The sequence below is a fragment of the Mediterraneibacter glycyrrhizinilyticus genome, from assembly GCF_015560805.1.
Lineage (GTDB): Bacteria > Bacillota > Clostridia > Lachnospirales > Lachnospiraceae > Schaedlerella > Schaedlerella glycyrrhizinilytica_A.
The window spans coordinates 87,044-102,244 of the sequence record NZ_JADMSO010000006.1 but is presented as its reverse complement, the minus strand read 5'-3'; the positions used below and the strand labels follow the sequence as shown (position 1 = coordinate 102,244).

At 48.0% G+C, this 15,201-nt stretch carries 14 protein-coding genes; all 14 read right to left on the bottom strand.

Features of this window, described 5'->3' with window-relative positions:
- Positions 1-8: 8 nt before the first annotated feature.
- The 14 genes from I2H87_RS07785 to rsgA all read right to left on the bottom strand — a co-directional run bounded on the left by I2H87_RS07785 (position 9) and on the right by rsgA (position 15,200).
- Positions 9-584 carry a glycerol-3-phosphate responsive antiterminator gene (locus I2H87_RS07785; RefSeq protein WP_009268061.1) on the bottom strand — a complete coding sequence of 192 codons (576 nt, stop codon included), beginning with the start codon at positions 582-584 and terminating at the stop codon, positions 9-11.
- A 43-nt stretch (positions 585-627) separates the two neighbouring features.
- Positions 628-1,188: an AAA family ATPase gene (locus tag I2H87_RS07780; protein ID WP_009268062.1), complete on the bottom strand. Its 561-nt coding sequence runs from the start codon at positions 1,186-1,188 to the stop codon at positions 628-630.
- Complete coding sequence (locus I2H87_RS07775; RefSeq protein WP_117551188.1) at positions 1,188-1,367, bottom strand: hypothetical protein; 180 nt, start codon at positions 1,365-1,367, stop codon at positions 1,188-1,190. The genes I2H87_RS07780 and I2H87_RS07775 overlap by 1 nt, the downstream gene beginning before the upstream one ends.
- 492 nt (positions 1,368-1,859) lie before the next feature.
- Positions 1,860-3,035, bottom strand: coding sequence for a M20 metallopeptidase family protein (locus I2H87_RS07770; protein ID WP_009268063.1), 1,176 nt, complete (start codon positions 3,033-3,035; stop codon positions 1,860-1,862).
- Between the two features lie 156 nt (positions 3,036-3,191).
- Positions 3,192-6,734: a pyruvate:ferredoxin (flavodoxin) oxidoreductase gene (gene nifJ / locus I2H87_RS07765; protein ID WP_195609671.1), complete on the bottom strand. Its 3,543-nt coding sequence runs from the start codon at positions 6,732-6,734 to the stop codon at positions 3,192-3,194.
- 207 nt (positions 6,735-6,941) lie between these two features.
- Positions 6,942-8,132: a DHHW family protein gene (locus tag I2H87_RS07760; protein ID WP_195609670.1), complete on the bottom strand. Its 1,191-nt coding sequence runs from the start codon at positions 8,130-8,132 to the stop codon at positions 6,942-6,944.
- A gap of 30 nt (positions 8,133-8,162) precedes the next feature.
- Complete coding sequence (locus I2H87_RS07755) at positions 8,163-9,575, bottom strand: MBOAT family O-acyltransferase (RefSeq protein WP_195609669.1); 1,413 nt, start codon at positions 9,573-9,575, stop codon at positions 8,163-8,165.
- Positions 9,576-9,593: 18 nt separating this feature from the next.
- Positions 9,594-10,067, bottom strand: coding sequence for a DUF4358 domain-containing protein (locus I2H87_RS07750; protein ID WP_195609668.1), 474 nt, complete (start codon positions 10,065-10,067; stop codon positions 9,594-9,596).
- On the bottom strand, positions 10,064-10,849 hold the full coding sequence (locus tag I2H87_RS07745) for a GDSL-type esterase/lipase family protein (protein WP_117551183.1): 786 nt from the start codon (positions 10,847-10,849) through the stop codon (positions 10,064-10,066). The genes I2H87_RS07750 and I2H87_RS07745 overlap by 4 nt, the downstream gene beginning before the upstream one ends.
- Positions 10,850-10,891: 42 nt before the next feature.
- Complete coding sequence (gene lgt, locus I2H87_RS07740; protein WP_117551182.1) at positions 10,892-11,827, bottom strand: prolipoprotein diacylglyceryl transferase; 936 nt, start codon at positions 11,825-11,827, stop codon at positions 10,892-10,894.
- Positions 11,828-11,843: 16 nt separating this feature from the next.
- Complete coding sequence (gene ychF / locus I2H87_RS07735) at positions 11,844-12,941, bottom strand: redox-regulated ATPase YchF (protein ID WP_009268070.1); 1,098 nt, start codon at positions 12,939-12,941, stop codon at positions 11,844-11,846.
- Between the two features lie 18 nt (positions 12,942-12,959).
- The gene (locus I2H87_RS07730) at positions 12,960-13,631 is read right to left on the bottom strand and encodes a thiamine diphosphokinase (RefSeq protein WP_054704164.1); all 672 of its coding nucleotides are present in this window, start codon (positions 13,629-13,631) and stop codon (positions 12,960-12,962) included.
- The gene (gene rpe, locus I2H87_RS07725; RefSeq protein WP_054704189.1) at positions 13,624-14,286 is read right to left on the bottom strand and encodes a ribulose-phosphate 3-epimerase; all 663 of its coding nucleotides are present in this window, start codon (positions 14,284-14,286) and stop codon (positions 13,624-13,626) included. The genes I2H87_RS07730 and rpe overlap by 8 nt, the downstream gene beginning before the upstream one ends.
- A 35-nt stretch (positions 14,287-14,321) precedes the next feature.
- Complete coding sequence (gene rsgA / locus I2H87_RS07720) at positions 14,322-15,200, bottom strand: ribosome small subunit-dependent GTPase A (RefSeq protein ID WP_195609700.1); 879 nt, start codon at positions 15,198-15,200, stop codon at positions 14,322-14,324.
- Position 15,201 lies beyond the last annotated feature (1 nt).

The following is a 15,201-nucleotide window of genomic DNA, read 5'->3' as shown; positions in this document are numbered from 1 at the left end:
TCCACGGACTACATTTCCCACACGTCCTGACGGGAAGTCGACACTGCGGATGCCCCCGCCAAAAGCGCTCCCATCACATCTTCTTTGTCAGCAATCAGCCCCCCTGCGATCAGAGGGATCCGGCTGATACTTTTGATCTTCCGCAATACTTTCGGCATCGCCCCCGGCATCACTTCCAGAAAATCCGGTCTTCCGCTGTGCTGATGTTCCAGATTCTCAATACTTTTCAGTGCCATCGAATCAATGACAAAAACCCGCAGCACGGTGAAAAGCTGAAGTTCTTTCGCCCTCTGGATCATCGCGTTCTTTGTCGTGAGGATCCCGTCCGCGTGCGCCGTATATTTCAAATAATCCACCGAGACCTCTTTCGGCGAAAGTCCGCCGATCAGATCCATATGCACCATCGCGATCTTCCCCGCCCGATGCACCCGTTCCACCAGACCGCCGATCGAACAAATATCTCCGAACAACAAAAACACAACGCCGATCTCCTCATTCTCACAACAGTTTTTTAATCCATCTTCATCTTTGACGGCGGCAATGATCGGATTCGCCTCCACCGCCTCTCGAAATACTTTCTGCATCCGGTCTTCCCTTTCCTTTTTCACAATATGTCCCCGTCAAATTTTAAATAATACCTTTCCCCTCTATCCATTTAGGCAGATTCTGCGATAGTCTAACCACCTCACCATTACGAAAAATTGCAAAACGCCGAAATTCTTCAGTATTATCATAAAATGCCGCCAAATCACAATCTTTTAATATTTCTTTCAAATTATGGAATGTTTCCATATAACGTTTTTCAATGTCTGCCTCCGGAATTCCATGTCCACCTTTATTTACTCGCGATTTTACTCTTTCTTTCGCAATATTAACACTATCAACTCCCACATAATGCATCTCGATACAATAACCCATTTCTTTTGCCTTTCTAATATTTCTTAAAATGGATTTTCCGCATAATGTAGTTTCTTGATTAAATGTAACTCCATCTGTCAAATACTGATTTAACAATTTAACGGCAACTTTCCCAGCTGTAATTAAGATTGACATATCTCTCCAGTCCCCTAATACTTTCACAATTTCATCAGTATTTATACGTGGCATATCTTTTAATTCATCCAATGTTTCATAGAGCGTCGACTTCCCCGCCCCATTAACACCTGCAATTATAATATATTTTTTCATTAAAACAGATTCCTCTCAATTACTTTCTTCTGTTTTTTCTGAAGTAAGAAATCGCCAACCATTTCATAAAATTCTCTTTGCTCTTCTGTTTCTGCCTCCAATACTAATTGTAAAGTATCCTCTGGTTTTAATTTTTCTATTTCCTTATATAATTCTTCATACTTTTTTACATCGCACATAACAACACTTCCTTACACGAATCACTTCATTCATTTTCTTGTGCAAATTATACCATAAGACTGGTAAGCAATTCTACCTTAACTTTGACAGTATAAAAAAGGACATTCATTTATTCTCTAAAAAAAAACGTAGCGTCGGTGTACAAGGGGGAAAACGGTCGATGAAGAGCAAATCTAAGCCTCTTTGTTGTTACTTTCACTCCGCGTACGTCTCTGTACGCGTCGTTCAAGTGCCTAAAAGAGGCTTAGATTTGTCTCTTCTCGACTCACCGACCTCAACCGCAGATAATTCGGTTATTTTCAAGGCAGACGATTGAAGCGTACCTGGACGTACGCTGATTGAGGATAACGCTGAAAATCACCGAAATTACGCGGTTTGAGGCGTGTTTCCCCTTGTACATCGACGCTACCATCATTATACAGAAAACAGAGGAAACCGGAGTCTTTCTGAAATACGCTCCGAATTTCCTCTGTTTCTTCTTGCTCTAATGTCTATTTATGTTCTTCCAGCCACCTTGTCGCGCAATGTGCCAGATAAGCGGCTCCGGATTTCATGACTTCCTCGTTAAATTCCACTTTCGGGTGATGCTGGTTATATGTCTCCCTGCCGTCCGTAAATCCTGCGGAAAGGAACATATAAGCTCCCGGAATTTCGGAAAGCACCGCCGAAAAGTCTTCCGACGAAGCCGCATGCATTCCCACATGTTCACACTGTCCCGGCACGTCCAGTTCCCGCATATATCCTACAAAATCGTCCACCGACTGCGGATCGCAGATCAGCGGCGGCGTTCCGGCAAGCATCGTGATCGTTGCCGAACCGCGGTACATTTTCGCCACGGCATCCACAACCTCCGACAATCTCTGCAAAATAAACTTCCGTTCTTTCTCGCTGTCACAGCGAAGTGTTCCCTGAAGCTGCGCCTGATCCGGTATGATATTCGGCGCATCTCCCGCCGTCACTTTTCCGATCGTCAGCACGCTCGCCTGTGTGGATTTGATCTCTCTTGCAACGACGGATTCCAACGCAAGGATCATATGCGCCGCAATATTGATCGGGTCGATACACGCATCCGGATAAGCTCCATGACCGCCTTTTCCCTGAATATCGATGATAAAATTATCACTGGAATTCATCAATGTGCCTTCCCGGTTGTAAACAAACAGTCCCATCGGCATCGATCCGGCAACCACATGATACCCCAGCGCGACGTCCGGTCTCGGATCTTGAAGCAATCCGTCCGCGATCATCGATCTTGCGCCTGTGAGCGGCTCTTCTCCCGACTGAAACATTAATTTCACCATTCCGTCTAAAGCCGCCTCGTTTTCTTTCAGCATCTTTGCCGCGGTCAAAAGCATTGCTCCGTGAATATCATGTCCGCATGTATGTGCATTTTCCCGCTGACTCGCAAATGGAAGTCCACTTTCCTCTTTCATCGGCAAAGCGTCCACATCGCCTCGTAGAAGCACGGTTTTTCCGCCCGTTTTTCCGACACACGCCACAACACCGCCGCCGCACGGCTTCGGGTCATACCCCATCTCCGTAAGTTTTTCCATGATAAATGCCGTTGTTTCCGGCAGTTCCAGCCCCAGTTCCGGCATCTGATGCAAATGTCTCCGATTTTCCACGGTCTCTTCAAACAGTTCTTCTGATCTCTTCAAGTAATCCATAACCTATGATCCCCGTTTTCTTTTTTACAATATTTGAGCATGGATTTTAACAGGACCGGCACTGCTTTCGCCGTGCCGGTCCTGCTTTTTGTTTTTCAGATCCGAACCTGTCCGGATCCCATATTTTTTATTGAAAATACTTCCTCTGTTTCAGGATTATTCCTCGCCGTACAGAGTTACAAGTTTCTTCAGATACTCGTATCTTTCTTTTGCTTCCTGCTCATTGATCGCGAACAGTTTTTCAGCTTTCTCCGGATTTGCTCTCTTCAGTGCGTTGTAACGAACTTCTCCGTCAAGGAATTCCTGATAGCTGTCCAGTTTAGGCTCTTTGCTGTCCAGTGAGAACTTGTTTCCCTCTGCTGCCGGGTTGAAGCGGAAGTTGTTCCAGTATCCGCACTCTACTGCCAGCTGCTCCTCAGTCTGAGCTTTGCTCATACCCTTCTTGATACCATGGTTGATACATGGAGCGTAAGCGATGATGAGTGACGGTCCCGGATATGCTTCAGCCTCTGCGATTGCTTTTACAGTCTGGTTGAAGTCAGCACCCATAGCGATCTGTGCAACATATACATAGCCGTAGCTCATTGCGATACCTGCAAGGTCTTTCTTCTTGGTTTCTTTTCCGCCTGCTGCGAACTGTGCGGTAGCACCTGTCTTCGTAGCCTTGGAGGACTGTCCGCCTGTGTTGGAGTAAACCTCTGTATCGAATACCATGATGTTGATGTCTTTTCCGCTTGCAAGAACGTGGTCAACACCGCCGAATCCGATATCGTAAGCCCATCCGTCTCCACCGAAGATCCACTGGGATTTCTTAGCAAGGAAGTCTTTGTTCTTGAGAACTTCTGCCTTTTCAGCCAGATCACAGTCACATGCTTCCAGAGCAGCTACCAGCTTGTCTGTTGCGGTTCCGTTTGTAGCGCCTACTGCAAATGTATCCAGGTATTCCTGTGCAGCAGCTTTTACTTCTTCTTTTTCTGCGATCTCAGCGATCTTCTCTACTTTGCCTTTCAGTCTCTCTCTGATCGTGTTCTGAGCGAGCAGCATACCGTAACCGAACTCTGCGTTGTCCTCGAACAGTGAGTTAGACCATGCCGGTCCCTGTCCTTTGGCATTGACGGTATAAGGTGTGGACGGTGAGGAGTTACCCCAGATCGAAGAACATCCTGTTGCGTTTGCGATATACATTCTGTCACCAAACAGCTGTGTGATCAGTTTTGCGTAAGGTGTCTCTCCACAACCTGCACAAGCTCCTGAGAACTCAAGCAGCGGCTGTTTGAACTGGCTTCCTTTTACTGTATTCTCTTTGAACTTTGTAACAACTTCCGGTTTTACCGGAATCTCTGTTCCAAAGTCGAAGAATTCCTGACTTCCGGCATTTGCTTCCATGTTGCCCATAACGAGAGCTTTCTCGCCTTTCTTTCCAGGACATACATTTGCACAGGATCCACATCCGGTACAATCGTAAGCGGATACTGTGATCGCAAATTTCATTCCCGGCATACCGATCATATCGATCGTGCTCATTCCCTCCGGAACTTTCGCTGCTTCTTCTTCGTTCAGCGCTACCGGACGGATAACTGCGTGCGGGCAAACATATGCACAACGGTTACACTGGATACAGTTCTCCGGTTTCCATACCGGGATATCCACTGCGATACCACGTTTCTCGTATGCGGAAGATCCGGACGGAGTCGATCCGTCTACATATTCCGTAAATGCGGATACCGGAAGTGAATTTCCCTCCTGTGCATTTACTTTTGCCTGAATGTTCTTAACGAAATCAACAACGTCTTTTCTGCCGTTCTCGTCTATATGCGGTGTAGCAAGACTCTCGTCTGCCGCATCTTTCCAGCTTTCCGGTACAGTTACTTCAACAACCTGTTTTGCACCTGCATCGATCGCATCGTAGTTCATCTGAACGATCTTGTCACCTTTTCTTCCGTAAGTAGCTTTTGCAGCTTTCTTCATCAGGTCGATCGCTTCCTCTTCCGGAATGATCGCAGCCAGTTTGAAGAACGCAGACTGAAGAACTGTATTGATACGTCCGCCAAGTCCGATCTCCTTACCGATCTTGATACCGTCGATCGTGTAGAACTTGATGTTGTGGTTTGCGATATATGCTTTTACCTGTCCCGGCAGATGTTTCTCCAGACCGTCCATATCCCATGGGCAGTTCAAAAGGAATGTTCCTCCGTCAACCAGTTCCTGAACCATGTTGTATTTGTCAACATAGGACGGGTTGTGGCAAGCCACGAAGTTAGCCTGACGGATCAGGTATGTGGACTTGATCGGAGATTTTCCGAAACGTAAGTGAGACATTGTCACACCGCCGGATTTCTTGGAGTCATAATCGAAGTATGCCTGTGCATACATATCTGTATTATCACCGATGATCTTGATAGAGTTCTTGTTAGCTCCGACAGTACCGTCTGCTCCCAGTCCCCAGAACTTACAGTTGATCGTTCCCTCCGGAGTGGTAACAAGCGGTGCGCCTGCATCCAGTGACAGATTGGTTACGTCGTCTACGATACCAAGTGTGAATTTTGCTTTCTCTGTGTTCTTGTATACAGCAACGATCTGTGCCGGTGTTGTATCTTTGGAACCTAATCCGTAACGTCCGGAAAGTACCGGTACTGCGTCGAACTTAGATCCTTTCAGAGCTGCAACAACGTCCAGATACAGAGGCTCGCCGAGTGCTCCCGGCTCTTTTGTTCTGTCCAGAACGCTGATCGTCTTCACGCTGTCCGGAATCGCATCGATCAATGCCTGAGCGGAGAACGGTCTGTAAAGACGAACTTTTACAACTCCTACTTTCTCGCCTGCTGCCATCAGGTAATCGATCGTCTCTTCGATCGTCTCGCAGACAGATCCCATCGCTACGATCACATGCTCTGCGTCTTCTGCTCCGTAGTAGTTGAACAGTTTGTAGTCTGTTCCGATCTTTGCATTTACTTTGTCCATGTAATCCTGAACGATTCCCGGAAGAGCATCGTAGTACGGGTTACATGCCTCTCTTGCCTGGAAGAAGATATCCGGGTTCTGAGCGGAACCTCTCTGGCATGGGTGGTTCGGGTTCAGTGCGTGTGCGCGGAACTCATCAATCGCATCCATATTTACCAGATCTTTCAGATCTTCGTAATCCCATGTCTCGATCTTCTGGATCTCGTGAGAAGTACGGAATCCGTCGAAGAAGTTGATAAACGGGATCTTGCCCTCAAGTGCTGCGCAGTGTGCAACTGCTGTCAGGTCCATAACTTCCTGCACGCTGGACTCACAAAGCATCGCTGCTCCGGTCTGACGACATGCATATACGTCAGAGTGATCTCCGAAAATAGAAAGCGCGTGGCTTGCGATCGCACGAGCGGATACGTTGAATACGCCCGGAAGCTGCTCACCTGCTACTTTATATAAGTTAGGGATCATCAGAAGCAATCCCTGGGATGCTGTAAATGTTGTAGTCAGCGCACCTGCTGATAAGGAACCATGTACTGCTCCTGCTGCACCCGCCTCAGACTGCATCTCTGTTACCTGAACAGTCTGTCCGAAAATGTTCTCTCTGCCTTCCGTAGCCCACTCGTCTACATGTTCCGGCATAACAGAGGATGGTGTGATCGGGTAAATTGCCGCAACTTCAGTATACGCATAGGAAACATGAGCTGCTGCCTGGTTACCATCCATGGTCTTCATTTTTCTTGCCATTTCTTGTTCCTCCTTAAGATTGTACATTGCAAAATTCTGATTTTTCACATGCATACTAATTATATCGCCAAAAGTAATAAAAGTCCATAGAACAGACTCGGTTTTTTGTTTATTTTCCTATACATGGATGATTCCGTCCATCATACGATCCACAAAAGAAAACCGGGAACTTTCTAAAAGAAAGTCTCCGGTTTTCTGTGATTTCCACTATTCCTCCGCCAGCGCGCCCGCAATGGAAGTGTCTGTCAGAAATGTGTCCATATTATACAAAAATAAGACGTCCGTAATATGTTTTCCGGAGATCAGCGTCTCCACATTGTCATAGTAATACCGTGGATCCACCATGATGATCTCATTGTAATACGGGATCAGAAACGGCACAAAACAGTTTGCATAAGAATCTTTAAAGATCAGCAGACGTTTTGTCGTATCATTTGTCGTCGTAATATCAACCTGCGCATGATTTCCGCCGAAAAACACCTGATACTTGTCTTTCTCTTTCAGCGCCTTTTTGTCATAAGCGGTCGGACGCTGTTCCTGATTATCCGAATCACTCACGAGATATTTTACATCCACTCCCTCCGGCTCAAACACTTCGATCGTATCCTCCGCTTTATGGTATCCACTCTTTGAGGACAATGTTCCGGAAAATTCATTGGTCACGGTATATCTCTGATAATCGCCGGACGCGCCCCCGATCCCGAGCTGCACGGCTGCCGCATTGAATGCATATGCCGCCGCACGGCTTGTCCAATGGTGGTCCGTCTTATAATACATCCCCTCTTCCACATGTTTCTGCAGCGTCTTTGTCACATCGATGCAGCCGATCCCGGCATCAAGCTGTTTCTGGATCTCTTTCATATCCTTGCTCTGATCCCGCACCGGCGCGCCCTTCGGCAGATAGTCCTGCATCACATATGCCGCGTTCGGAACGATCATCGCATTGATGTTCAGATCCTGATGCCGTGCTGCAAATGCATTCATCCCTTTGATATTTTCTTTGACATGTTCTTGATCCGGCTCTGAGATTGCCTGCATCAGATACTTGTCCTTTCCGAGATAAACGCCGTTCAGCTCCCGTTTCCCGGTCAGAAGATCGCACTGCACTTTCAGCTTGATCCAGAGATCGCGAAAGACAAACTGATCGGATGTATAAGATTCCAGCCCCTCCATATACTCTTTGTTCATCACTTCTGTAACGCCGAATTTCGGCTGCTTTGATAACACACGGTTCTCTTCCTCCGAAAAAGATCGATCCGGCATGATCAGGCTGATCAGCACAAGCAAAAGAACAGCTCCGCAAAAGCCAAATGCCATCGTCCTCTGCAAGAACCGGCTGCCTCTTCTTTTGCCGACAGTATGCTCGCTCTGTTTTTGAGTTTGCTCTTTTTTCTCCATCTTGTATCCCTGCACTTTCTACTTTCCCCTTTAAAAACGGAAATATAAAAACGGATTATACGTTGCATTGACCAGATATGCCGTCGAGATCAAAAAAATCCCCGCATATACGACTACGCACGCAATCTGTTTATATGGATTTCTCGAATGCTCCCATTTTGAAAATCTCCGATAAACAACCGGTGTACTTCCGACTGCCGCGATGATGCCGAGTACCAGACCGGACTTCAGATAGTACCATCCGGTCAGATCCGCCAATCCCGCGCCTCCGATTCCGAGCATCGTTCCCATATAGGACACCGCGCTTCCAAGCGACGGCGAGAAGAACAGAACCCATCCGAACATCACGAGTACGATCGTATACACATGCTGCAATGCAGACGGAAGTTTCTCCAATGCCCCTTTTAATATATATTTCTCAATGATCAGAATTATTCCATAATAAAGTCCCCAGAAGATAAAATTCCATGCTGCGCCGTGCCAAAGACCCGTCAGTCCCCACACGATCAACAGGTTCCGGATCGACTTCGCCTGTCCCACACGGTTTCCTCCCAGCGGAATATATACATATTCTTTGAACCAGCTGCTTAAGGAAATATGCCATCTTCGCCAGAAATCCGTGATGCTTTTCGCCGTATACGGATAATTAAAGTTCTCCATAAACTCAAATCCCAGCATCTTTCCGAGACCGATCGCCATATCCGAATATCCGCCGAAGTCAAAATAAATCTGCATCGTATAGGCAAAACATCCGATCCAGGCAGTCAGCACAGAAGTCTCCGATGCGCCCAGTACTGCGATCGCCTCATAGATACTTCCCATGTTGTTGGCGATCAGAACTTTTTTCCCAAGTCCCTGCAGAAACCACATCACACCGTCGCCGAATTTCCGGATCGACATCGTCCGTTTCATCAACTGCTGTTCCACGTCCGAATACCGCACGATCGGTCCCGCGATCAGCTGCGGGAACATAGACACATATGCGCCGAATGTGATCGGATTGTGCTGTGCCTTTACTTTTCCGCGGTAAACGTCGATCACATAGGACATCGTCTGGAATGTGTAAAAAGAGATCCCGATCGGCAGCGCAAGCTTTGTGTACGGAATGTCGAACGGCAGGATCGCATTCAGATTCTCGATCACAAATCCGTAATATTTATAAAATCCTAGAACGCCTAAGTTGATCGCCGCCGTAACGATACAGGCATACTTTGCCTTTCTCATCTCGCCGCGGTCCATAAAATATTCCAGTTCCAGACCGCTCACAAAGTTGATCGCGATACTGAACAACATCAACACGACATAGACCGGCTCTCCCCATGCGTAAAACACAAGACTGACGAGCAGCAGAACAAGATTTTTAAATTTGAACGGAACCAGATAATACAAGATCAATACGATCGGTAAATATGCAAAAACGAAAAATATACTGCTGAATATCATACTCTTCCCCCGTTTTCCTTACAGACTCTTTAAAAATGCTTTCTGTGCCGCGGCCGCCCGGTCTCCGACCATGAAAAAGATATAGTTGCCCTTGACCTGCAGCTTATGCGCTTCGAGAAGCGCAGTCTGCTCTGCTCCGTATCCCTCAAAACTTTTCAGCTGCGTATCCAGCCGCTGCCGGATCGCCGACTCCACCGCTTTACTCTGTGAAGTATCTTTCAGCTTGACGATCAACAGTTCGTTGACATCCATATTATCTTTCGGCGCATACAAAACGACTCCCTCATAATCTCCGGGGTTCAGTCCGTAAAACCTCTTTACCATACGGTTTCCCGCAGGCGTCTCCTTCGACAGTTTTGCCGCTTTTACAACCTGCGCCGAAACATCCTCAATCTCCGCATTGCTCGAAGCGTCTTTCCCTGTGTCCACAAGGATAAACACGACAAGCAATACAGTCAGCGCTATTTTTATGTAGGACATATATTTTTTCATGACTCATTCACCCCTGCCATCATATTCGCAGCCCAGTATTTGTAAAAATCCGGCTGTACATGCAGACCGTCTTCCTGATACAGATCCTGATGCTCCTGGGCCATCTGTGTATTGTCGATAAAATGATAGCCTTTTTCTTCCGCCATTGTCTTCATGGCTTCGTTATATTCCCCGATCCGCGGATAATCCGGGTCCGCCTCCAGACCGACTCCGACTGCCGGGAGGATCGAGTTGAGATAGATCGTGGCATCCGGAAGTTCCGCCTGCAGTGCCGCGATCTGTTTGTCACATTCCGCCGCGTATTCTTCCCCGGTCGGCCACAGACCGATGCCGACATCATTCAATCCGAAACACAAAAATACCGCTTTCGGGTTCAGCGCTTTCAACTGGTCATAATACTGCGGGAGATCGGTGATCTTTCCTCCCCCCTGCGCCATCACCCGATCTTCCGGGAGAAATTCGTGAAAAGAAAATCCGACCGCTCTGGAATCTCCCAAAACTGCCGCATTTTCAAAACTGCTCCACACAGCCGACTCATCGCTGTCCGCCAGAGCCAGATTCTGCTCCGCGCGGATCTCGTCAATACTTTTCCCGATTTCCGACACATTCTGCTTTTCGAGCTTTGTCAGATAAGCGACTCCTTTGTCCACTTTTTCCTGCTCTTCTCTGGCAGAACGCCACTGTATAAAAAATACAATAAGAACGACAGCAACCACAAGGGTTACTGCCGTCAAAATCATCCATTTCTTTCCGCTTTGCGGACTTACTTTTCTTTTCTTCATCCGTATGTCCTCCGGTTCCCTCGCTTCACTTCTTCTATCTTACTATCTTTTTTCGACAGAATCAATGACTTTTTCGACAGGATCCGCATCCGGATCCACCTCTCCGGCAGGACACTCGTTCTTTTGTTTTTGATATTTCTTCCGGAAGTATACCAGTAAGATTCCCATTCCGATGACGAGGGCACCTGCAAGAAGCTGGGATACTGCGATCCCCGTTCCCGGAATGATCAACTGATCGGTGCGGAGTCCCTCGATCCACACCCGTCCCAGCCCATATCCGAACATATAAAGCAGGAACAATTCTCCGTCGTATTTTTTATGCTTACGATAAAGGATCAACAGGATCAGCAGCACACAGCACCAAAGTGACTCGTAGAAAAAGGTCGGGTGCACCTGAATGTAACTGACGCCGTCGATCACCTGCATATGTTCCCTCATCAGTTCAGTCACATCACCGCTCCGCACAGCATCCAGCGGAAGCCGCATGGCAAGCAGTGAATCCGTATATTCCCCGAACGCTTCCCGGTTGAAGAAATTCCCCCATCTTCCGAGCATCTGTCCGTTGACCAGCGCCAATGCAACGGTGTCAAATATCTGCGGCGCCGACAATTTCTTAATGTGGGCACATAAAAATACCGCAGCCACCGCGCCGATCACACCGCCATAGATCGCCAGTCCGCCGCCGCGCAGATTGAAGATCTCGAGCAGATTATCTTTATACATATCCCAGGAAAAGATCACATAATAGAGCCTCGCGCCGACGATCCCCATGACGACGCCGATCATTCCCATATCCAAATAGTCTTCCGGATTCTGCTTTGTCCGTTTTGCTTCCGACATCGCGATCAGAAATCCGATCAGTATCGCACTGCCGATGATGATTCCATAATATGCCACTTCAAACCCGAAGATCGAGATTGATTTTCCAACATGTGAAAGTGTCAGTCCGATATTCGGGAAACTAATGTCATAATGCATAGGTCCCGCCCCTTTCTTATACGTTGAACCTAAACAGGATGATGTCGCCGTCCTGCACTACATAGTCTTTTCCCTCCAGACGGACAAGACCTTTCTCTTTTGCGGCCGCATGCGTTCCGCAAGCCATCAGATCATCATAGCTTACGATCTCCGCACGGATAAATCCACGCTCAAAATCGGAATGGATCTTTCCGGCTGCCTGCGGCGCTTTCGTTCCCCGCTTGATCGTCCATGCGCGCACCTCCGGCTCGCCTGCTGTCAGATAGCTGATCAGACCGAGAAGATGATAGCTTGCTTTTATCAGTTTCTCCAATCCGGACTCTTCCAATCCCAGATCTTCCAAAAACATTTTCTTTTCTTCGTCGTCCAGCTCTGCGATCTCCTGCTCGATCTGTGCGCAGACAACAAATACTTCGCAGTCCTCCGCTTCTGCATACTCGCGCACAGCCTGAACTCCGGCATTTCCCGCGCCGTCGTCCGCCAGATCGTCCTCACATACATTTGCCGCAAAGATCACCGGTTTCGCGGTCAGAAGATTGTAGCCCGCAAGCCACTCCTGCTCTTCCTCATCGTCTGTATGGAAACTTTTTGCCATCTTATTCTCTTCCAGATGTGCTTTCAGACGATTTAACAGATCCAGTTCTTTCGCCGCTGTCTTATCATTTCTTGAGAGCTTGACCGTCTTTGCGATCCGGCGTTCCAGAATCTCAAGATCGGAGAAGATCAGTTCCAGATTGATCGTCTCGATGTCACGGATCGGATCGATGCTTCCGTCCACATGAACAATATTGCTGTCCTCAAAGCAACGTACCACATGCACGATCGCATCCACCTCACGGATGTTGGCAAGGAACTGATTTCCGAGTCCCTCGCCTTTGGACGCTCCTTTTACAAGTCCTGCGATATCTACAAATTCAATAGCTGCCGGAACGATCTTCTTTGTGTGGTACATTTCCCCCAGCACATCCAGCCGCTTATCCGGCACAGTCACAACGCCGACATTCGGGTCGATCGTACAGAACGGATAGTTTGCGGATTCCGCCCCTGCCTTTGTCAATGAATTAAATAATGTACTTTTTCCCACGTTCGGTAACCCGACGATTCCAAGTTTCATGCTTTCTATTTCCTCCTGTCAATTCTTTTTTCTCTGCTGATCTCTCGTCTCCATCAAGATCACATCCCCGATCGGAAATGAGATCTCCACCTCATCCGCCGCAAATTCATTGCTGACGCAGAGGCTGTCCCACGGTGTCAATGTATGGTGGTTCAGCGGATATTTTGCCCCTTTGATACTAAAATCCACAACCGTCTGCCCAAGCGGAAACACCGAAAAATATTTTCCATACGCCTCGTCTTTTTTGAGCACAGTATTCCCGTTGATCAGCCGGATCTTATTCCACGGATCCATGATCACGGCCTCCGCGCCGGCATCCAGCGCGATCTTTAAGATCTGCACGTTCGCCCAGGCGTGATCCATCCGGTTCCCGGTTGCGCCAAGCAGAACGATCCGCTGCCGGCGAAGCCCCAGACAGAGCCGCATTGCGATCTCGGTGTCGGACGCATCTTTCACCGGATTGAACGTGCGGATCGGCACATCGGTATTCTCCCGATAATACTGCACGATCTCGGCAGGTGCGCTGTCAAAATCTCCGACAATATAATCCGGTTCTATCTTATGGTCATACAAGAAACCCAGCCCGCGGTCGACGCCGATCACAAATTCCGTATCTTCACTGTTCAAAATATTCAGGGTAAACTCCTCTTCCAGCGCCCCGCCGCTGACAATCACCGTCTGCTTACTCATCTTCCTCAAATATCCTCACAAATTCCGAAACATTTTCCGAAAGATCTCCCTTAAATACGGCGGATCCTGCTACGATCACATTGGCTCCGGCATCCAGAACCGTTTTCACGTTATCGAGACCGATCCCTCCGTCTACTTCGATATCGGTATGCAGTCCGCGCTCTTCCAGAAGCGCGCGCAGTGTCCGGATCTTCTCCAGCGACTCCGGGATAAACTTCTGTCCGCCTTTTCCCGGTTCCACGCTCATGATCAGGAACATCTCCGCCTGATCCAGATACGGCATAAGTACGTCCACCGGCGTATCCGGTTTGATCGTGATTCCCGCTTTCATACCGCACGCATGGATCTTATCCACGGTTTCCTGCAGATTTTCACACGCCTCATAATGCACCGTCAATATATCTGCTCCGGCGTTTGCAAATGCCTCCGCATAACGGATCGGCTCTTCGATCATCAAATGTACGTCCATCACAAGTCCGGTATGTCCCTGGATCGATGCAAGGACCGGAACCCCAAAAGAAAGATTCTTTACAAACATCCCGTCCATCACATCAAAATGCAGATATTTTGCTCCGCTTTTTTCGCAGAGTTCCATCTGCTCTCCCAACACTTTGAAATCTGCCGACAAGATCGACGGCGCTAGAATTCGTTCCATCATTCGTTTGTCTCCTTTTATCATCACATCTTGTTCTAATAACGCTTTTTCTCCTGCAGTTCGCGATACATCTCCACATAGTCCTGATAGCGGATCGGATGTATTTTCCCGTTTTCCACGGCTTCTTTCACCGCGCATCCCGGTTCATGCACATGACTGCATCCGTTGAACCTGCACTGTCCCTCAAAGGGCAGAAATTCAGGAAAATACGCCTTTAGCTCTTCTTTCTCAAAATCATTGACATAAAGAGAGCTGAATCCCGGCGTATCAATAATATAGGTTCCTTTCTCAACAAGGATCAGTTCCGAATGCCGCGTCGTATGCTTTCCCCTCGCGATCTTTTTGCTGATGCTCCCGGTCTCCATCCGCACATCCGGTTGGAGAAGATTGATCAACGAAGATTTTCCCACGCCGGAGGGGCCGGCGATCGTCGTCGTCTTCCCTCGAAGAAGTTCTTTTACCTGTTCGATATTCTCCTGCTCGCGCGCGCTGGTGAAGATCACCGGATATCCGCACGGGCGGTAAACGGCTTCTAATTCCCGTAATTCTTTTTCTTCCGAGAGATCCTGCTTGTTAAAACAAAGAACGACAGGGATCTCTTTTCGTTCCATCATCACAAGAAACCGGTCCAGCAGATTGTAATGCGGTTTCGGATCGGTCACTGCAAATACGACAAGCGCCTGATCGATATTCGCCACCGCCGGGCGGATCAGCTCATTCTTCCGCGGAAGAACCTGTGTGATATTCCCGGTTTTTTCTGTCTCATCGAGTACTTCGATCTCTACTTCGTCCCCGACAAGCGGTTTCATCTTTTCTTTTCGGAACACGCCCCGGGCTTTACACTCATAAAGACCGGATTCTACTATGTCAACATAGTAGAATCCGGCAATTCCTTTTATAATCTTTCCCTGCATA